Source organism: Nocardia sp. NPDC004123 (genome assembly GCF_053603795.1).
Map to the genome: position 1 here is coordinate 122,461 of NZ_JBSGGG010000005.1, position 19,263 is coordinate 141,723.

A 19,263-nucleotide genomic window follows, 5' to 3' on the forward strand; every position below is an offset into this window, starting at 1 on the left:
GGTCATGGCCCGGGCCGCTCCGGAACCCCGGCGCCCGCCCTGATCCGGATCGGCCGGCCGCGATGTGCGGCTTCGCCGACGAAGGTCAGGCGGCTCGGGTGGCGCGGACGATGCCGGCGACGGAATCGCCGGTGAGGGCGGTCAATTGGAGGTAGCCGGCGCGGAGGGCGGTGGCTATGTCGCGGGCGAGGTTCAGGCGGATCATGCCGCGTTCGCAGTCGATGACCATGGCGGTGACGGCGTCGGCGGCGAGCATGCGGGCGGCGGTTCGGGCGCGCGGGAGCGGGTCGGTGCCGCCGGTGGCGCGGCCGTCGGTGAGGAGGACGAGGAGGGGGCGGCGGTGGGGGTCCCGGGTGCGTTCGCGGCGGATGAGGTCGCGGGCCTTCAGGAGGCCTTGGGCGAGTGGGGTTTTGCCGCCGGTGCGGAGGTCGGCAAGGCGGCGGACGGCGATGTCGACCGACGTGGTGGGCGGAAGGACCAGTTCCGCGTCCTGGCCGCGCATGGTGATGACGGCGACCTTGTCTCGGCGCTGGTAGGCGTCGCGGAGCAGCGCCACCACCGCGTTGGTGACGGCCGCGAGGCGGTCGCGGGCGGCCATGGAGCCGGAGGTGTCGACGACGAAGACGACCAGGTTGCCTTCGCGGCCTTCGCGATACGCGCCCCGCAGATCGTCGGGGGCGAAGGCGAGGGGGCCCGACAGGCGGCCGCGCTCGAACTGGCGCGGGGCCGCGGCGAAGATGGTGCCCAGCAGGTGCAGGCCGGTGGAGGTGTCGTCGGTGGTGCGCACGACGCGGCCCTGACGGGTGCGGGCACGGGAGCGGCGGCCGGGCGCGCCCTCGCCGACGCCGGGGACCTCCCAGCGCGGGGGCTTGGGCAGGGTTGCGGTGGGGGCGGCGACGCGGCCCTCACGGCCGGCCGAGTCGTTCCGGCCACGCCCATCGTCGTCGTGCGGGCGCGGGTCACCCGGTGGATTCTGGCCTCCCCCAGGGAAATCCGGGCCGCTGTCCGGCTCGAGGCCATGGCCCGAATCCGGGCCGCTACCAGGGGCATCGGAGTCCCTCGGCAAGGGGTCCGCGCCATCGCACGACTCAGGGCCGCCATCGCGCGAGTCCGGTTCGGCGCCAGGTGAATTGGCGTATTCCGGGTTCAGGCCGGAATCCTCGGACCCGTCCGCCGGATCCTGCGGTCCCGCACCGTTGTTCGGCGGGACCGCTTCACCTTTTCCCAGGCTGTCGTCCTCCTCGGCGCGGGCCGCTTCCTCGGCCGCGTTCCGCATGGCGTCGTCGAGTTGCTCCTCGCTGATGCCGGGTTCGTCGAAGGGATCGCGGCGACGGCGGTGCGGCAGCGCCAGTTCGGCGGCCACGCGGACATCGGCCTCGGTGACCGCGGTCGCGCCGCGCCAGGCCGCATGGGCGGTCGCGGTGCGTGCCACCACCAGGTCGGCGCGCATGCCGTCGACATCGAAGCTCGCGCACAGGGCGGCGATGCGGCGCAGCTCGACATTGTCGAGACCGACGTCGGCGAGCTTGTCGCGGGCGGTCAGAATGCGTTCGGCCACTTCACGATCCGCGGCCGCATAGCGGCCGGCGAAGGCGCCGGGATCCGCCTCGTAGTCCAGGCGACGGCGGACGACGGCCATGCGCACGTCCACATCGCGGGAGGCGACCACGTCCACGGTGAGCCCGAATCGGTCCAGCAGCTGCGGCCGCAGCTCGCCTTCCTCCGGATTCATGGTGCCCACCAGGACGAATCGCGCCGGATGCGTGTGCGAGACACCGTCGCGCTCGATGTGCACCCGCCCCATGGCGGCCGCATCGAGCAGCACGTCCACCAGATGGTCGTGCAGCAGGTTCACTTCGTCGACGTAGAGCACGCCGTGATGCGCGGCGGCCAGCAGCCCCGGTTTGAACGCCTGCTCGCCGTCCCGCAGCACCCGCTCCAGATCCAGCGACCCGACCACCCGGTCCTCGGTGGCGCCCACCGGCAGCTCCACCAGCCGCGCGGGCCGCGCCCCGGACTCGTCCACCACCGGTGGTAGCAACTGCGCCAGCGCCCGCACCACGGTCGATTTCGCGGTCCCCTTCTCGCCGCGCACCAGCACCCCGCCGATCCCCGGATGCACCGCGCACAGGATCAGCGCCAGCTGCAACCGCTCCTGCCCCACCACCGCGGAGAACGGAAACCCGGCCTCGTCACCGGCCGTACGAACACTCTCGGAGTAAGCCACAGGAGAAACGGACACGACCCCAACTCTAAGGGCGCCCCGGTCCCCCACCCCGAGCACCCCTTCCCGGTCGCGCTGCCGACCTGGGCCACTGGACGAAACAGCCGCGCCCGCTGTGGGTTTCACAGCGGGCGCGGGGTTGTTCGGCGGGTGCGGGGTCAGCCGCGGCGCATCGGGATGTGCGGGATGCCGTCTTCGATGTACTCCTCGCCGTCGGGCTTGAAGCCGTGCTTGGTGTACATGTCGAGCAGGTAGGTCTGGGCGTTCAGGCGGACGGTCGCCGAGCCGGCTTCGGCCAGGGCGGCCTGCAGCAGGCGGGTGGTGTAGCCGTGGCCGCGGGCCTCGGGGGTGGTGCAGAGGCGGCCGATGCGGAAGGACTTCACGCCCTCGTCGTGCTCCTCCATGAGGCGCAGGGTGCAGATGACCTCGCCCTCATCGTCGAGCCAGAAGTGCCGGGTTTCCGGCAGCAGGTCGAACCCGTCCAGTTCCGGGTACGCGCACTTCTGCTCGACGACGAACACCTCGACGCGAAGTTTCAACAGCTTGTACAGCGTCGCGGTGTCCAGGTCTTGGGACCACGACCGTTTGAGAGCAACCGTTGACATCATCGCGTCTTGCTATCACATCTAGGCGTGAGAAGCGATACCGACGGGCTTGGGCGTGTTGTCCGAATCCACCGAATCCAGCTGCAGAGCCTTGGTGGACCAGTCCCAGACCTCGCGGTACAGGGCCTGGTTCTCGGAGAGCTTGACGCCCAGCGACGGCACCATTTCCTTGAGTTTCGGCTCCCACGTGGAGAATTCGCGCGGGAAGCACTTCTTCATGACATCCAGCATGGCGCTGACACAGGTGGACGCGCCGGGGGACGCGCCGAGCAGACCGGCAATAGTGCCGTCCTCGGCAGCGACGACCGCGGTGCCCAGCTCCAGCACGCCGCCGATGCCCTTGCGACGGATCATCTGCACGCGCTGACCGGCGATGATCAGCTCCCAGTCGTCGCCGTCGGCGCGCGGGATGAACTCCTCCATGGCCCCGATGCGGCCGTTCTGCGACTTGAGCAGCTCGGAGACCAGGTAGTTGACCAGGCCCATCTCCGTGACGCCCACGCCCAGCATGGAGAACAGGTTGTTCGGCTTGACCGACTTGATGAGGTCGGTCAGCTTGCCGTCCTTGAGGAACTTCGGCGTCCAGCCGGCGTAAGGGCCGAACAGCAGGCCCTTCTCACCGTTGATGACGCGAGTGTCCAAGTGCGGCACCGACATCGGCGGCGCGCCGACCGACGCCTGGCCGTACACCTTGGCCTCGTGCTGGGCGATCAGGTCCGGGTTGGTGCAACGCAGGAACAGGCCCGACACCGGGAAGCCGCCGAAGCCGCGGATCTCCTTGATGCCCGACTTCTGCAGCAGCGGCAGCGCGCCGCCGCCCGCGCCCACGAACACGAACTTGGCGTTGATGACCCGCACCTTGTTGCTGCGCAGGTTGCGCACCTTGACCAGCCAGGAGCCGTCGGACTGCTTGGTCAGGTTCAGCACGTCGTGGCCGAAGGCGATGTCCGCGCCGGACGCACCCAGGTAGGCCAGCAGTTCCTTGGTGAGCTCACCGAAGTCGATATCGGTGCCCGAGTCGGTCCAGTTCAGGGCGACCGGGTCGGAGAAGTCGCGGCCCTTGGCCATCACGGGCAGGCGACGGCTGAATTCGGCTGCGTCGTCGATGAATTCCATGCCCTCGAACAGCGGGTGCTTGGACAGCGCCTCGTGGCGCTTGCGCAGGTACTCCACGCCGTCCGGGCCGTGGGTGAAGCTCACGTGCGGGATGGGGTTGATGAAGTTCGACGGATTGGCCAGCACGCCGTTCTCGACCGAGTAGGACCAGAACTGGCGCGAGACCTGGAAGCGCTCGTTGATGTCGATGGCCTTGGTGATCTCCACCGAGCCGTCGGCGTTCTGCGGCGTGTAGTTCAGCTCGCACAGGGCGGAGTGGCCCGTACCGGCGTTGTTCCACGGGTCGCTGCTCTCCGCGGCCGCGGCCTCCAGGCGCTCGAAGATGGTGATCGACCAATCCGGCTGCACCTGTCGAAGCAAGGCACCGAGGGTGGCACTCATGATGCCGGCACCGATGAGTACTACATCGGTCTTTTCAATCGTGGCAGCGTTCGACACGGCGTTGATCGACTTCCTTGTCATTTGTGGGTCACCAGGTGGAGGTTAGGTTACCCGTCGTTCACTTGGACTCAATTCTGCCCCTGACCATTCCCGAATCTTGCTTCGAAATCCCCGAATGTGAGAGATCCCTCCCAAATGGACATCGTCGGGACGCGGTCTATGTTGGGCGTGTGACCTCCGAAACGTCATCCACCACGTCGTCGACCACCACCTGGCAGCCCGATGTGCTGGGTGCCGACTACCAGCAGCTGACCATTCCGATGGGTCCGGATCCGGACGGTGAGGGCGACGTGGTCGCCACCCTGGTCCGTTACGCCCCGGCCGACGCCCCGGTCGCCACCCGGGCCGTGCTGTACGTGCACGGGTTCACCGACTACTTCTTCCAGGAGCACCTGGCCCAGCACCTGGCCGCCCAGGGCTACGCCTTCTACGCGCTGGATCTGCGCAAATGCGGGCGCTCGCAGCGGGCCGGGCAGACCCCGCACTACGTGAGCGACCTGGCGCTCTACGACGGGGAACTGAACCGGTCGCTGCAGGTCATTCGCGAGGAGACCGAGCTGCCGGTGCTGATCATGGCGCACTCCACCGGTGGCCTGGTGACCTCGCTGTGGCTGAACCGATTGCAGGCCACCGGTGGCGCTCGCGCGCAGGGCATCACGGGCCTGGCGCTCAACAGCCCCTGGTTCGACCTGCAGGGACCCGGCTACTACCGCTCGGTGGGCACGCCGCTGCTGGAGGGCCTGGGCCGGTTGCGGGGGTTCGCGAAGCTGCCGCTCGGCGTCTCCACCGCGTACGGTGACAGCCTGCACCACAGCGTCTCCGGCGAGTGGGATTACAACCTGGACTGGAAACCGTTGAGCGGCTACGCGGTTCACGCCGGCTGGCTGCGGGCGATTCGCCGCGGTCAGCTCCGGCTGCACAAGGGCCTGGACATCGGTGTGCCCGCGCTGATCCTGCGGTCGAAGGCCACCAAGTTCATGAGCAAGTACGGACCCGCCGCCGACCTGGCGGATCTGGTACTCGACGTCAAGCAGATCCAGCGCTGGGCGGGCTGCCTGGGCGAGCGCACCAATATCGTGCCGATCGAGGGCGCGCGGCACGACGTGTTCCTGTCGTCGGAGACGCCGCGCACCCAGGCGTTCAGGGAGCTGGATTCCTGGCTGAAGTGGCTGGCCGACTCACCAGAAGCTGGTGCGTAGCACCACTTCGGTGGCCAGCTCGTGGCCCGCTTCGGCGGCCACATCGGTGACATCCATGGGGACCAGCCGGAATTCGCCGTAGACGAACCGGCTGGAAGCCTCGGCCACCGGGCGCGGCAGGCGCTTGGTGGCCAGCAGGGTGGTGGGGATCTCCACCGGCGGGCAGGAAGGGTCCTTGACGGCGCCGTCCGCGCCCGGCGCGGCCGGGTGACCGCCGCCGGCCACGATGAGGCTCATGAAGCGGCCGAAGCCGCGGGCGGCCAGCTGCCAGGCCAGGTCCGCGCCCGCGCCGCTGCCGACCAGGTTGGCCCACGGAACCTTCAGCTGGTCGAGGATGGCGAAAACAGTGGTGGCGTCGAGACCGTCGATCGATTCGATCGCGATGGTGTGCAGGTCCGAGGTCTGCAACCGGGCACAGACCTGGTCGTAAATGTCGGCCGGATCGCCCGCATCGGGTAGCAGCAGGACGTGGTGCCTGGTTTCGGGTCCGCCGACTCGCACCGCCCACTCGCGGTCACCGACCGTGATCCGCCGAGATTCCATGTTCGATCACGCTACAGGAGCGCCGGAGGGGCCGAACGCGAGTCGGGCGGTTTTTTGTGACGGCGGTCACTTGTTGACGGTCAGAACGGGGAGATCCGCGGGCGCACCCGCGGTGATGAGCTGTTCGAGCGCGTCCTGGTCGAGGTGCTTCTCCATGAGATCGGCCAGCAGATCCAGCTGGGCGGAGCGCACCTCGGCCACCGAAACAGTGTCGGAGACAACGAAATCGGTGCGGCCCGCCCGTGCGGCGACCACGCGCAGCCAGGCGCGGCGGAACTCGTCCGACTCCAGGGCTCCGTGCAGATGGGTACCCCAGATCGCCTCGCGCACACTGCCTTCGGGAGCGCCGTCGAGTTCGAACCACGGGTCGTCGCCCTGCCGGGTGACGCGGCCGTGGTGGATCTCATAGCCGTGCACCGGGAGGTCGCCGGCACGGCCCGGCACACCATGATTCGGGACACGGCCGCTGGAACGGCGCAGCACCTTGGGGTCGGCGAATTCGATCTCCAGGTCCAGCAGGCCCAGGCCGGGGACGGTGCCCGCGGCGGATTCGACCGGATCGACGATGGTGCGGGCCAGCATCTGGTAGCCGCCGCAGATGCCGAGAATGGGGCCGCCGACCGCCGCACGCGCCGTCAAGGCGTCGGCAATCCCGGTGCGCCGCAACCACTCCAGGTCTCCGACGGTGGATTTGCTGCCGGGAATGACGACCAGGTCCGCTCCGGCCAGGCGAGACGGGTCGCTCACCCAGCGCACGGACACCCCGGGTTCGCAGGCCAGGGCCTCCACATCGGTGGAATTGGAGATACGTGGCAGCCGGATCGCGGCGACCGTCAGCCATTCTGCGCCCAGCGGCGGCCGGGAGCGGCCGACGGGAGCGTCGGCGACGGTACCGAGCGAGTCCTCTGCGTCGATCCAGAGGTCCTCGGCAAACGGGATGACACCGAGCGTGCGCCGCCCGGTCAGCTCGGCGAGCTGATCCAGCCCCGGTCGCAGCAGGTCCACATCGCCCCGGAACTTGTTGATGATGAACCCGGAAATCAGTTGCTGGTCTTCGGGTTCCAGGACCGCCACGGTCCCGAACAGGTGGGCGAGCACTCCCCCGCGATCGATGTCGCCGACCACCACGACCGGCAGATCCGCCGCTCGCGCCAAACCCATGTTCGCCAGATCCGTTGCCCGCAGATTGATCTCGGCGGGCGACCCCGCGCCCTCGCAGATCACCACATCGAACTCGGCTCGCAGCGAAGCCAATTCCTCGGCGACGATGGCGCGCAACTGCTGACGATGCCGGAAGTAATCCTTCGCCCCCACGGTATCGACGGCCTTGCCCCGCACCACGAGCTGCGAGCGCCGGTCACTCCCCGGCTTCAACAGCACCGGGTTGAACCGCACGCTCGGCTCCAGCCCGCAGGCCCGGGCCTGCAGCGCCTGCGCCCGGCCGATCTCCCCACCATCCAGGGTGACGACCGAGTTGTTCGACATGTTCTGCGCCTTGAACGGTGCGACCCGCACCCCGCGCCGCGCCAGCATGCGGCAGAGCCCCGCCACCACCACACTCTTCCCCGCATCGGAGGTGGTCCCCGCGACCAGCAGAGCGCCCTTCACCCGGGTCACCCGATACCGTCCACCGCAGAGCCGCTCCCCATGCTCCGCGGTACGACTTTCACCCCACGCCTCGCCGACATCCGGCAAAGCCCGGCCGCGACAATGCTCACCCCCGCTTCGGAGGTGGCGCCCGCTGCCGCAGCAGCACCCTTCACCCCTGCGATCCGACGCTCCACCGGCAGCCGAGGGCGAGGACGGTGAGGCCGGACGCGTTCCGCGCTCTCTACTGCGAGCTGGCGGCAAAACCCCGCCACCACAACGCTTTTCCCGGCGGCCGAGGTGGCACCCGCGACCGGCAGCGCACCCGTCACCGCGGGCTGTTCCCCGCTCGCGAACCGCCGGTGTAGGCGTCCCGGCTGAGGTAGGGGTCTCGGCCGCTACTCGTGTAGGCATCCCGGCTCGTGTAGACGTCGCGGCCGTCGTCCGCTTCGACGTCCGTGCCGTTGGTCACCTCGACGTCGGGCTGCTCGCCGGGGGCGTCGTCCGTTTCCGGCACCTGCCGTCCCGCGGCGAGTTCGACGTGGCGGCGCATGGTGGCGCGGAGCGCGCCCAGGCCCTCGTCGCGAGGGTTGGGCGGGAGGACCCGCGAATTCTTCCGCCGCGGGCCGCGGGAGCCGATCGCCCGAGTTCTGGTACCCCGCTGGGGCATCGCGACTCTCACGGGAGCGTCAGGATCTCGGCGCCGTCGTCGGTGACGACGAGGGTGTGCTCGAACTGGGCGGTCCACTTGCGGTCCTTGGTGACCACGGTCCAGCCGTCGTCCCAGATCTCGTAGTCGATGCCGCCCAGGTTGATCATGGGCTCGATGGTGAAGGTCATGCCCGGCTCGATGACCGACTCCACGGCGGGCTGGTCGTAGTGCAGGATGACCAGGCCGGAGTGGAAGGTCGGCCCGACCCCGTGGCCGGTGAAGTCGCGGACCACGCCGTAGCCGAAACGGTTGGCGTAGGCCTCGATGACGCGGCCGATGACATTGAGCGCGCGGCCCGGCTTGACCGCCTTGATGGCCCGCATGGTGGCCTCTTCGGTGCGCTCGACCAGCAGGCGCACCTCCTCGTCCACATCACCGGCGAGGAAGGTCTTGTTGGTGTCGCCGTGCACGCCGCCGATGTAGGCGGTGACGTCGATATTGACGATGTCACCGTCCTCGATCACGGTCGAGTCCGGAATGCCGTGGCAGATGACCTCGTTCAGCGAGGTGCAGCAGGACTTGGGAAATCCCTTGTAGCCCAGGGTCGATGGGTACGCGCCGTGGTCGAGCATGTACTCGTGCGCGATCCGGTCCAGCTCGTCGGTGGTGACGCCGGGAGCGACGGCCTTACCGGCCTCTTCCAGGGCCTGGGCCGCGATCTTGCCCGCGATCCGCATCTTCTCGATGGTCTCCGGGGTCTGCACCCAGGGCTCGTGTCCCTCCTTGGCCGTCTTCTTCCAGACGTACTCGGGTCGCTCGATGTTCTTCGGGACCTCGCGAATGGGCGACTGCTGCCCGGGAGCGAGGGGCTTGCGGGTGCGCACAGACATGGGTACCAGACTATCTGCCGGTCCGGATCGCGAGATTCCCAGGTCCGGGTACGGGGGAATTCTTCCGGACCGTGGTCCGTTTATGCTTCCAGTTGACTTGGAAACAAGACTCGAGAGGGGTTCCGGCCGTGGAACTGGGACTGACGACATTCGCTGAAACTCATCCTGTCGGCGGAGACGGGCCGGTGCCGACCGCGGGCGAGCGGTTGCGGCAGGTGGTCGAGGAGGCAGTGGCCACCGAACAGGCCGGGCTGGACGTCTACGGCGTCGGTGAGCATCACCGCAAGGACTTCGCCGCGTCCTCGCCGGCCGTCGTACTGGCGGCCATCGCGTCACGCACCGAACGGATCCAGCTCACCAGCGCGGTGACCGTGCTGAGCTCCGCCGACCCGGTGCGGGCCTTCCAGGATTTCTCGACGCTGGACGGGATTTCGAACGGGCGGGCCGAATTGATGGCCGGACGTGGGTCGTTCATCGAATCGTTCCCGCTGTTCGGGTACGACCTCGGCGACTACGACGAGCTCTTCGAGGAGAAACTCGCGCTGCTGCTGAAGATCCGCGAGGAGGAGCCGGTCACCTGGTCCGGCAGGTTCCGCGCACCGCTGACCGACGCGATCGTCTACCCGCGCACCGAGAATCGGCCGCTGCCGGTGTGGATCGCGGTGGGCGGCAGCCCCGAATCCGTCGTGCGGGCAGGGCTGCTGGGCCTGCCGCTGGCCATCGCCATCATCGGCGGGCAACCGGCGCGGTTCAAGCCGCTGGTGGATCTGTATCACCGCGCGCTGGAGGAAGGCGGGCACGAGCCGCAGCCGGTGGCGGTGCACGCGCACGGGTATGTCGCCGACACCGACAAGGAAGCCGTCGAGGACTTCTACGCGCCGTACGCGCGGGCCATGTCCGGAATCGGGCGCGAGCGCGGCTGGGGTCCGATGACCCGGCAGCAGTTCGATGCCCTGCGCTCGCAGAGCGGTTCGCTGTTCGTGGGCACGCCGGACTATGTGGCGGAGAAGATCGCCGATGTCCGTGACACGCTCGGACTGGACCGGTTCATGCTGCACGCCAGCGTGGGCACGCTGCCACACGAGAAGGTGCTGCACACCATCGAACTGCTGGGCGGCAAGGTTGCCCCGCAGCTCGGCTGATCGGCGTCAGTAATCGGTGAGTCTGGCCTGGAAGGCGATGCGGTCGCCGCGGTAGAGCGAGCGCACGCGTTCGATGGGCACGCCTTCACCGTCGACACTGCGGCGGTGCAGCAGCAGCATCGGCAGGGCCGTCGTGCATTCCAGCAGGGCGGCCTCGCGCGGTGAGGCGAGCACGGTTTCGATGCGCTCGGTGGCGACCGCGTAGACCACGCCCATGCCGCGGGTGGCGGCGTACAGCGAGGTCTCCGGGTTGTAGAACTCGCGCAGCACGGCGAAGCGGTCCAGCGGCATCCAGGTGCTCTCCAGGCCGATGCGCTCGCCGTCGGCGAGCAGGATGCGCTCCAGATGCATGACCGGTGTGCCGGGTTCGAGCGCGAGGTCCCGGGCGGTGTCCTGGTCCGCCGGGATATCGGTCCATTCGACGAGCAGACGGCCGGGTTTGCGGCCGAACTTGATCGCGCCCTCGGTGTAGGAGCGCAGCGACAGGGGCTGCACCATCTTCGGGCGCGAGACCACCGTGCCGCGGCCCTGACGGCGAATACGGCCTTCCACCAAGAGTTCTCGCACGGCCTGACGCACGGTTTCGCGGGCGACGCCGCAGCGCAGGGCCAGTTCGCGCTCCGAGGGCAGCGGGTCGCCCTCGGAGAGTTCGGTGAGCAGCGCCTCGAGTTCCGCGCGCACGCGGTACGACCTCGGCAGGCGCGCGTTCGGCGCGGAATCGGTTCCGGCGCCGGGCATTTCACCCAGCGGACGGCCTGGCTCCACCTGGTCTTCCACCCCGGCAGCCTCCCTCGTGTCCATCACCCCAGCCTACACAGAATTGGTCTATACCAATTATTAACCTACCGTTTCCACACGAAACACTCGTAGGTCTAGACCATTGCTCAGGATGATTCCATGCGATTGGTCATCATCGGCGGAGGGATCCTCGGTACCGCCCACGCTCTGGCCGCCATCCGGCGCGGCCACCACGTCATCCAGCTCGAGCGCGAGGTCGAAGCCCGCGGCGCGACCGTACGCAACTTCGGTCTGGTGTGGGTATCGGGGCGCAGCGCACACGAATTGGAGCTCACCCTGCGCTCGCGGCAGCTGTGGGAGGAGATCGGCGGCCAGGTCCCCGGCGTCGGCTTCCGCGCGGCCGGTTCCCTCACGCTCGTGCGCTCGGAGAACGAGCTCGCGGTGGCCGAGGCCGCCGCGGCCCACCCCTCGGCCGCCGAACGCGGCTTCGAACTGCTCGACGTCGACCGGGTGCGCGCGCTGAACCCCGCGCTGCGCGGCAAATTCCTTGCGGGCCTGCACTGTTCGACCGATGCCGCCGTGGAGTCCCGGCAGGCGCTGCCCGCCCTGCGGCGCTACATGGAGGCCACTGAACGCTATGCCTTCTTCGCCGGCACCGAGGCCCGCGCCGTCACCGGCACCACCGTGATCGACGACCGCGGCCGCCGCCACGAGGGCGATCTGGTGCTGGTCTGCCCGGGCGCCGCGCACACCGGCCTGACCCGCGAACTGGTGGGCGACATTCCGGTGCGCCGGGTGCGGCTGCAGATGATGCAGACCGCCCCCCTGGGCGAACCGCTCACCACCGCCATCGCCGACGGCGACAGCTTCCGCTACTACCCGGCCTTCGCCGGCCCGGAGCTGGACCGGCTCAATCGTGAAGAGGCGCAGCCGTTCACCGCCGCCCAGCACAAGATGCAGCTGCTGGCCGTGCAGCGCCTGCACGGCGGACTCACCATCGGCGACACCCACGAGTACGACGAGCCGTTCACCTTCGACGTGGACGAGGCCCCCTACGAGCACCTCACCGGCGTGATGGAGGAACTGCTGGGCCGCAAGCTGCCGCCGATCGTGCGGCGCTGGGCGGGCGTGTACAGCCAGTCCATCGATCCGGGCACCATCGTCACCCGCGCGCAGGCGGCCGACGGCGTCTGGGTGGTCACCGGTCCGGGTGGCCGCGGCATGACGCTCGGCCCCGCCCTCGGCGACGAGACCGCCGACCTCCTCTCGCTCTGAGACCTCCTCGATCAAAGGAATCACCGTGTCCGACAAGCAGATCGAACTCGCCGTCCTCGATATGGCGGGCACCACCGTCGCCGACGACGGGCTGGTCGAGCGGGCGTTCGAGGCGGCCATCACCGCCGCGGGCGTGCCCGCCGAGGGCCCAGAGCGCGAGGCGGCCCGCACCTTCGTGCGGGACACCATGGGCCAGTCCAAGATCCGGTGCTTCCGTACCCTGCTCGGCGACGAGGACCGCGCCCAGCTGGCCAACCGCGCCTTCGAGGCCGCCTACGCGGAGTTCGCCGAGGCGGGCGTGAACCCGATTCCCGGTGCCGCGGAGGCTATTTCGGCGCTGCGGGCGGCGGGCATCAAGGTGGCGCTGACCACAGGGTTCAGCCGCGAGACCCAGGACAGACTGCTGAACGCGCTGGGCTGGAACGACATCGCCGATCTGGCCCTGGTCCCCTCCGACGCCGGGCGCGGCCGCCCCTACCCCGACATGGTGCTCACCGCCGTGCTGCGGCTGCAGGCCGACGCCGTGGATCGCGTTGCGGTGCTGGGTGATACGTCCAGCGATATCGCCACCGGCCTGGCCGCGGGCGCGCGCATCGTCGCGGGCACGCTGACCGGCGCGCACACCGAGGAGCAGCTGCGGGCCGCGGGAGCGACCCACGTGGTGCCGTCGGTCACCGAATTCGCGCAGCTGCTGCTGGCCGAGCGCGGCTAGAGAATTCCGCCGCCCGGGCGCGCCTCGCCCGGGCGGCGGAGTACCCCCATCCCATCGATTCCACCCAGTCTTCGACTCGACCGTCCCCTGAACTGAAAGTGCAGTCACCGTGCGTATTTCGAACAACCGCCTCGCACGCAACATCGCCCGCACCGCTCTCATCCTGACCTCCGCCACCGCGGTCGCCTTCAGCCTGACCGCCTGCGGCGGCACCGGCAGCGACTCGAAGGACGGCAAGACGGTCACCGTCTACTCCGTCGATGGCCTCGGCGACTGGTACAAGCCCGTCTTCGAGAAGTTCAAGGCGCAGACCGGCATCACGGTCAACGAGGTGGAAGCCGGCTCCGGCGAGGTCGTCAGCCGGGTGGAGAAGGAACAGTCCAACCCGCAGGCCGACGTCGTCGTCACCCTGCCGCCGTTCATGCAGAAGGCCGACAAGTCCGGACTGCTGCAGGCCAGCGGCGTGGACACCGGCGCGGTCGCCGCCGCCGACAAGGACGCCAACGGCAAGTGGGTTTCCCTGGCGGGCAACTACCTGTGCTTCATCGCCAACCCGTCGGTCGACGCCACCAAACTGACCTGGGACGACCTGCTCAAGCCCGACTACAAGGGCAAGCTGCAGTACTCCACCCCCGGTCAGGCAGGTGACGGCACCGCGGTGCTGGTGCTGCTGCAGCAGCTCATGGGCAAGCAGGGCGCGCTCGACTACCTGGCCAAGCTGCAGGCCAACAATGTCGGCCCGTCCTCCTCCACCGGCAAGCTGCAGGCCAAGGTGGACAAGGGCGAGATCCTCATCGCCAACGGCGATGTGCAGATGAACCTGCAGAGCGTCAAGAGCGGCTCCAAGTTCAATGTCTTCTTCCCGGCGTCCGCCGACGGCAAGAAGTCGACCGTCTCGCTGCCCTACCTGATGGGCATGGCCAAGGGCGCGCCGCATTCGGACGCGGCCAAGAAGCTGATGGAGTTCCTGCTCTCGGCCGACGTGCAGAAGTCGCTGCCCGACACCTTCGCCATCCCGTCCCGCACGGATCTGGCGAGCGCCCCGGCCACCGGCAACGGCCCGTCCCCGGCCTCGACCATCAAGGACGTGACCGTCCTGCACCCCGACTGGACCTCCGTGCTCGACAACCTCGACGCCGACGTGGCCGCCTACACCAAGGCCACCGGTAGCTAGCGCACGGCGTCAGTCCGATACCAGCCCCAGGAGCAGCAACCATGTCCTCCGCGTTGACGACATCCACGGTGGCCGGCGAGACCACCGACGAACCGGCCATCGTGTTCGACCGGGTCGGAGTCACCTACGGCCGCGGCCGTAGATCCACTGTGGCACTGGCCGATTTCAACCTGCGGGTGGCCGCGGGGGAAACGGTCGCGCTCCTGGGGCCCAGCGGTTCCGGCAAGTCCACCGCGCTCAAGGCGCTGGCCGGGTTCGTCCGGCCCACCTCGGGCGCGGTGCGGCTGGCCGGCCGCGACGTCACCGACCTCTCCCCCGCCAAGCGCGGCATCGGGGTGGTGGTGCAGTCCTACGCGCTGTTCCCGCACATGCGGGTGCACGACAATGTGGCCTTCGGACTGAAGGCACATCGCGTGCCGCGCAACGAGATCGGGGCCCGGGTGACCGAGGCCCTGGACATGGTCGGCATGGGCGCCTACGCCAAGCGGCTGCCGCGCGAGCTGTCCGGCGGGCAGCAGCAGCGCGTCGCCATCGCGCGGGCGCTCGCCATCCGGCCCCGGGTGCTGCTGCTCGACGAGCCCCTCGCGGCGCTGGACGCGCAATTGCGCCAGAACATGCTCGGCGAGCTGCAGCAGCTGCGAAAGGCCTTGCCGGACACGGCGATGCTGTACGTGACCCACGACCAAGCCGAGGCGCTCGCGCTGGCCGACCGCATCGCGGTCATGCGCGACGCGCGGCTGGTCGACATCGATACCGCGCGCACACTGTGGCAGCAACCCGCCACCGAATTCACCGCATCCTTCCTGGGCGGCGCGAATCTGCTGGCCTGCACGGTCAAACACGTCTCCGGCACCGCCGCGCTGGTGACCGTCGGCGAGCACACGCTGCGCGCGGACGCGCCGCCGCCCGGCGTGGGACGCCCGGACTGGGCACCGAATGCCGACGCCCAGTTGTGCGTCCGGCCGCATACCGTGCGCATCGTGCCGCTCACCGAACGAGATGCGCTGCGCGCCACCGTGATCACCAGCGTCTGGAAGGGCGCCTCGACCCGGCTGCACCTCGATGTGGCGGGCATCCCCGCCGAACTCACCGCGGATGTCCTGGGCCACACCGAGATCGCGCCCGGCGACCACATCGGCGTACGCTTCCCCGACCCGGCCGGGGTGCTCATCCCGCCGGGCATCGGCACCGACTCCGCCGCCGACGGCGAGGTCCGCGCATGACCGCCCCGCCGACCCGTCGAGCCACGGGTGAATTCGACTATGCCGCAGTGACATCGAGTCCGCTGCGGGAAGAACGGCGGACGGTGTCGCGACGGCGCGCGGTGACCGCCGACGAGGGGTCCGAGCGGTTCGCCGGGTCGGCCGCGATGCGGGACGGGAGGCCGTCGTGACCGCCCTGCTCGAATCTCCTTCCGCGGCAGAGGCTCCCGGGACTCGCGAGCCGGGACGGTCGTGGCGGCCGGTGCTGTGGACACTGCCGCCGGTGCTGACGGTGCTGCTGATCGCGGTGTATCCGATCGTGCGGGTGCTCTTGGAATCGACCAAGACCAAGTCCGGGCGAGGGGTCGGGACCTGGTCGGCGGTGCTGGCCGAAGAGTCGTTCCGGAATGCGCTGATGCGCACCGTGACCATCGCGGTCAGCTCGACCATCGGCTGCCTGCTGCTGGGGACATTCCTGGCGATCGTGCTGGCATTCGTGCCGTTTCCCGGTGCGCAACTGGTGGGTCGGCTCATCGACTCGGTGCTGACCCTGCCGTCCTTCCTCGTGACACTGGCCTTCACGTTCCTGTACGGGACAGCGGGGGCGGTGAACGCGCTCATCAACCAGATCACCGGTGGTACGCGGCCGGTAGTGAACTTCCTCAGCACGCCCTGGGGCGTGATCCTCGCCGAGGTCACCTTCTTCACGCCGTTCGTGGTGCGGCCGCTGCTGGCCGCGTTCGCGCAGCTGCCGCGCGAACAGCTGGATGTGGCCTCCAGTCTGGGCGCCTCGCCGTGGCGGGTGCTGGCGCAGGTGGTGATGCCGGAGGCCTGGCCCGCGCTGGCGGCAGGTGGCAGCCTCACGCTCCTGTTGACCCTCAACGAATTCGGCATCGTGCTGTTCACCGGGGCCAAGGGTGTCATCACGCTGCCCGCGCTGATCTACACGCGCGGCATCGTCACCTTCGATCTGCCGGGGGCCGCGGTGCTGGCCTCGGTGCAGGTATTGCTGTCGCTCGGCCTGTATCTCGGATACCGACTGCTGTTCGCGCGCCTCACCGGTGCGCGGAAGGAGAGCTGAACCATGCTGGTGTGGACCAGGCGCGGGCGGGCCGCGGTGCTCGCCGTGTTCGGGGTCGTGGTGGCCGTGGTGTTCGTGGCGCCCATCGCGACCGTGGTGGCGGCGGCGCTGGCCGGACGCTGGAACGGGCCGCTGCCCTCGCAGCTGGGGTTCGCGAACTTCTCCCGGGCCCTGTCGGGTGAGGAGTCCGCGAGCCTGTCGGTGAGCCTGCAGACCGCGCTGCTGGCGGGTCTGCTCTCGCTGGCGCTGGGCACCTGGGCGGCGCTGGCGTCGATGGAGGCGCCCGGCCGGCTGCGGCGGCTCACCGACGCGGTGTTCCATGTGCCGGTCGCGGTGCCATCGGTGGCGATCGGCCTGGGCGTGCTCATCACCTTCAACGAGCGGCCGCTGCTGCTGGGCGGCACCAAATGGATCGTGATCCTGGCGCATACGGTGCTCGTGCTGGCCTACGCCTTCAGCGGGGTCTCCGCGGCGCTGGACCGGCTCGACCCCGGCTATCGGCAGGCCGCCGAATCGCTCGGCGCCGGACCGGCGCGGGTCCTGTTCCGGATCACGCTGCCGCTGCTGCTGCCCGCGCTCGGCGCGGCGGCGGGGCTGGCCATCGCACTGTCCATGGGTGAGCTGGGGGCGACCATCATGGTCTACCCCGCGACCTGGAAAACCCTGCCGGTGGCCATTTTCGCGGCCACCGACCGCGGCGAAGTCTTCGATGCCGCGGCCAGTACCACGCTGCTGGTGCTGGTCACGCTCCTCGCCCTGGTGATCCTGGGCCGCTTGAAAGGTCGTGCGGCGCTGCGCTGACTGCCGGGTCAGCTTTCGGGTCGACCGCACCACACCGCTGACCGCTGCCAGTGAGGGGACGGTCAGCGGTGTCTTGCGTTTATTGCCGGGCGTGGCGGACAGTTGAACGGTTAGGCTCGCCGCGTTGTCGCGTTCGTTCGCGTTGTCGGAGTTACTGCTCGGGCGGGGGTAGTTCGATGGTGGTCGTAGCAGGGTTGTCCGGTGAGTCCTATGACGTGGACAGCGAACCGTTCTATACCGGGGGCAACCGGTCGGTGCAGTACCTGTGCCGGGATCCGCGCGGGCTCCAGCGGCTCTACAAGCTGTACCGGACTCCGGTCACCGGTCCCGACGTCATCGAATCAGCCCGGCAGGCCATGCTCTTCGGGCGGCAGACCGTCCTCGCCGCCGAGGCCGCGGGCGGATCCACCGGGGACGCCGCCGAGGCGGTGAACTGGCCGATCGATCTGGTGCTGCACGAGGGGATGCTGGCCGGGACCGTGCTGCCGCTGATCCCCATGGACTTCCTGCAGCCGGACGGGCGGCCGCGCACGCTGGATCAGCTGTGGGCCGCGCCCGGGCAGGTGGCGTCGTATTTCCGGGCCGGGCTGGCGATCCGGCTGAGCGACATCGCGCGGGTGCTCGAGGAGCGGCAATTCGTGCACGGGGACCTGTCCGCCAAGAACGTGCTGTGGCAGCCGGCCGCGCCGCTGGTGTACGTCATCGACACGGCCGGGCCGACGACGCTCGAAGCGACCCACGACCGGTTCAAGGATCGGTACGACCTGGCGGTGCTGGTGTATCGGACGTTGCTGCCGGATGCCGGGGCGGGGGCGCCCGGTGCGCCGTGGCAGCCGTCCGGGGTGCCCGCCGATCTCGACCCGCGGGTGCGGGCGCTGTTCGACCGGGCCTTCAGCAATGGCGGATTCGGGCCGGACGCCCGGCCCTCCGCGACGGAGTGGAGTGACACCCTGCGGGCGGTGTATCTGACGCCCGACGGCGCGAACTATGTGCCCGAGGCGCTGGCGGTGCTGGATCGGCACGCCGGACAGCCGGCCAGTGCGCCCGCCATGCCGACGGTGGCGTTCGGCGCGCCGACCACGCCGAGCCCACCGAGCGGTTGGTTCAACCCGCAGCAGCCGGTGGCGTATTCGACTGCACCGCAGTCCAATTCAGCGAACACGGCACTCAAGGTGATCCTCGGCGTCCTGCTGGTGGTACTGGTCATCGCCATCGCGGTGGGCGCGGTGGTGCTCACCGGCAAGGACTCCAGCAAGAACTCGGCCGCCGGCACCTCCACGACCACCACCACGACGGCCCCGCCGACCAGCACCACCGCGGGCTTCGACAAGAACACCCTCAACAAGCAGTCCACCGACAAGACCCCGTTCACGGCGGACGCCCTACTGCCGCAGAGCTTCACCGACAGCAAGGGCGTGGTGTTCACCCGTCACTCCTTCGGCCCCAAGGACTGCGTCTCCAGCAATATGTCGCAGAACGTGAAGACGGCGCTGCAGAACAACAAGTGCCAGCAGATGATGACCGGCGTCTACCTCGACGCCTCCGAGAAGATCCTGACCTCCATCGAGGTCTTCGCCTTTCCCTCCAACACCGAGGCCGAAACCCTCTACAACGGCCTCAAGGGCCAGGACCAGATCTGGGACGTCTGGTGCCCCACCCAGGGCGTCGGCTCCAGCGTCTGCCAGGCCAACACCGACACCCTCTTCAAGGCCACCTACTCCAGCTGGGGCAGCCAGGAATACCGCTACCTCTACGAGTCCTACTCCCTCTATATCAACCTCGCAGTCGACGCCTCCCTCGAACCCAACCTCGAGGCCCCCTCCCGCACCATCCTCAACCTGGTAGGCCCCGACAACTACTGGAAAGACCGCTGACCCCAAC

17 protein-coding genes are annotated in these 19,263 nt (G+C 69.2%); 9 read left to right on the plus strand and 8 right to left on the minus strand.

Annotated features, from left to right (window positions below; translation table 11 throughout):
- Positions 1 to 85 precede the first annotated feature (85 nt).
- From ACWEQQ_RS08750 to mqo, 3 genes are all read right to left on the minus strand, one after another.
- Complete coding sequence (locus ACWEQQ_RS08750; protein WP_452347808.1) at positions 86 to 2,242, minus strand: magnesium chelatase subunit D family protein; 2,157 nt, start codon at positions 2,240 to 2,242, stop codon at positions 86 to 88.
- Positions 2,243 to 2,382: 140 nt separating this feature from the next.
- On the minus strand, positions 2,383 to 2,832 hold the full coding sequence (locus ACWEQQ_RS08755) for a GNAT family N-acetyltransferase (RefSeq protein WP_354837578.1): 450 nt from the start codon (positions 2,830 to 2,832) through the stop codon (positions 2,383 to 2,385).
- A gap of 18 nt (positions 2,833 to 2,850) precedes the next feature.
- Positions 2,851 to 4,383 (minus strand): malate dehydrogenase (quinone), encoded by a 1,533-nt coding sequence (mqo, locus tag ACWEQQ_RS08760; protein WP_452345094.1) that lies wholly within the window; start codon positions 4,381 to 4,383, stop codon positions 2,851 to 2,853.
- 263 nt (positions 4,384 to 4,646) lie between these two features.
- Between mqo and ACWEQQ_RS08765 the strand changes: the two genes are divergently transcribed.
- Positions 4,647 to 5,585, plus strand: coding sequence for an alpha/beta hydrolase (locus ACWEQQ_RS08765; RefSeq protein ID WP_452347949.1), 939 nt, complete (start codon positions 4,647 to 4,649; stop codon positions 5,583 to 5,585).
- Here the strand turns inward: ACWEQQ_RS08765 and ACWEQQ_RS08770 are convergent.
- From ACWEQQ_RS08770 to map, 4 genes are all read right to left on the minus strand, one after another.
- Positions 5,565 to 6,128, minus strand: a complete 564-nt coding sequence (locus tag ACWEQQ_RS08770; protein WP_452345073.1) for an alpha/beta fold hydrolase — start codon at positions 6,126 to 6,128, stop codon at positions 5,565 to 5,567. The genes ACWEQQ_RS08765 and ACWEQQ_RS08770 overlap by 21 nt on opposite strands.
- 66 nt (positions 6,129 to 6,194) lie before the next feature.
- Positions 6,195 to 7,736 carry a cobyric acid synthase gene (locus ACWEQQ_RS08775; RefSeq protein ID WP_452345096.1) on the minus strand — a complete coding sequence of 514 codons (1,542 nt, stop codon included), beginning with the start codon at positions 7,734 to 7,736 and terminating at the stop codon, positions 6,195 to 6,197.
- Between the two features lie 307 nt (positions 7,737 to 8,043).
- Positions 8,044 to 8,385: a hypothetical protein gene (locus ACWEQQ_RS08780; RefSeq protein WP_452345074.1), complete on the minus strand. Its 342-nt coding sequence runs from the start codon at positions 8,383 to 8,385 to the stop codon at positions 8,044 to 8,046.
- An 8-nt stretch (positions 8,386 to 8,393) separates the two neighbouring features.
- A complete protein-coding gene (map, locus tag ACWEQQ_RS08785; protein ID WP_452345075.1) occupies positions 8,394 to 9,257 on the minus strand; it encodes a type I methionyl aminopeptidase in 864 nt (287 codons plus the stop codon).
- 128 nt (positions 9,258 to 9,385) lie between these two features.
- Here map and ACWEQQ_RS08790 point away from each other — a divergent pair, with 128 nt between their 5' ends.
- The gene (locus ACWEQQ_RS08790; RefSeq protein ID WP_452347809.1) at positions 9,386 to 10,399 is read left to right on the plus strand and encodes an LLM class flavin-dependent oxidoreductase; all 1,014 of its coding nucleotides are present in this window, start codon (positions 9,386 to 9,388) and stop codon (positions 10,397 to 10,399) included.
- 6 nt (positions 10,400 to 10,405) lie between these two features.
- Here the strand turns inward: ACWEQQ_RS08790 and ACWEQQ_RS08795 are convergent, their stop codons facing one another.
- Entirely contained in the window at positions 10,406 to 11,137 is a 732-nt protein-coding gene (locus tag ACWEQQ_RS08795; RefSeq protein WP_452347950.1) for a GntR family transcriptional regulator, read from the minus strand.
- 159 nt (positions 11,138 to 11,296) lie between these two features.
- Here ACWEQQ_RS08795 and ACWEQQ_RS08800 point away from each other — a divergent pair, with 159 nt between their 5' ends.
- From ACWEQQ_RS08800 to ACWEQQ_RS08830, 7 genes are all read left to right on the plus strand, one after another.
- Entirely contained in the window at positions 11,297 to 12,412 is a 1,116-nt protein-coding gene (locus ACWEQQ_RS08800) for a TIGR03364 family FAD-dependent oxidoreductase (protein WP_452347810.1), read from the plus strand.
- A gap of 25 nt (positions 12,413 to 12,437) precedes the next feature.
- The gene (locus tag ACWEQQ_RS08805) at positions 12,438 to 13,124 is read left to right on the plus strand and encodes a phosphonatase-like hydrolase (protein ID WP_452347811.1); all 687 of its coding nucleotides are present in this window, start codon (positions 12,438 to 12,440) and stop codon (positions 13,122 to 13,124) included.
- A 109-nt stretch (positions 13,125 to 13,233) separates the two neighbouring features.
- A complete protein-coding gene (locus tag ACWEQQ_RS08810; RefSeq protein WP_452345079.1) occupies positions 13,234 to 14,298 on the plus strand; it encodes a 2-aminoethylphosphonate ABC transporter substrate-binding protein in 1,065 nt (354 codons plus the stop codon).
- 41 nt (positions 14,299 to 14,339) lie between these two features.
- Positions 14,340 to 15,521 (plus strand): ABC transporter ATP-binding protein, encoded by a 1,182-nt coding sequence (locus ACWEQQ_RS08815; RefSeq protein ID WP_452347812.1) that lies wholly within the window; start codon positions 14,340 to 14,342, stop codon positions 15,519 to 15,521.
- 166 nt (positions 15,522 to 15,687) lie between these two features.
- Entirely contained in the window at positions 15,688 to 16,581 is an 894-nt protein-coding gene (locus ACWEQQ_RS08820; RefSeq protein ID WP_452347813.1) for a 2-aminoethylphosphonate ABC transporter permease subunit, read from the plus strand.
- A 3-nt stretch (positions 16,582 to 16,584) separates the two neighbouring features.
- Positions 16,585 to 17,382, plus strand: a complete 798-nt coding sequence (locus ACWEQQ_RS08825; RefSeq protein ID WP_452347814.1) for an ABC transporter permease — start codon at positions 16,585 to 16,587, stop codon at positions 17,380 to 17,382.
- 176 nt (positions 17,383 to 17,558) lie between these two features.
- Positions 17,559 to 19,256: a hypothetical protein gene (locus ACWEQQ_RS08830; protein ID WP_452347815.1), complete on the plus strand. Its 1,698-nt coding sequence runs from the start codon at positions 17,559 to 17,561 to the stop codon at positions 19,254 to 19,256.
- The last annotated feature ends 7 nt before the right edge of the window (positions 19,257 to 19,263 follow it).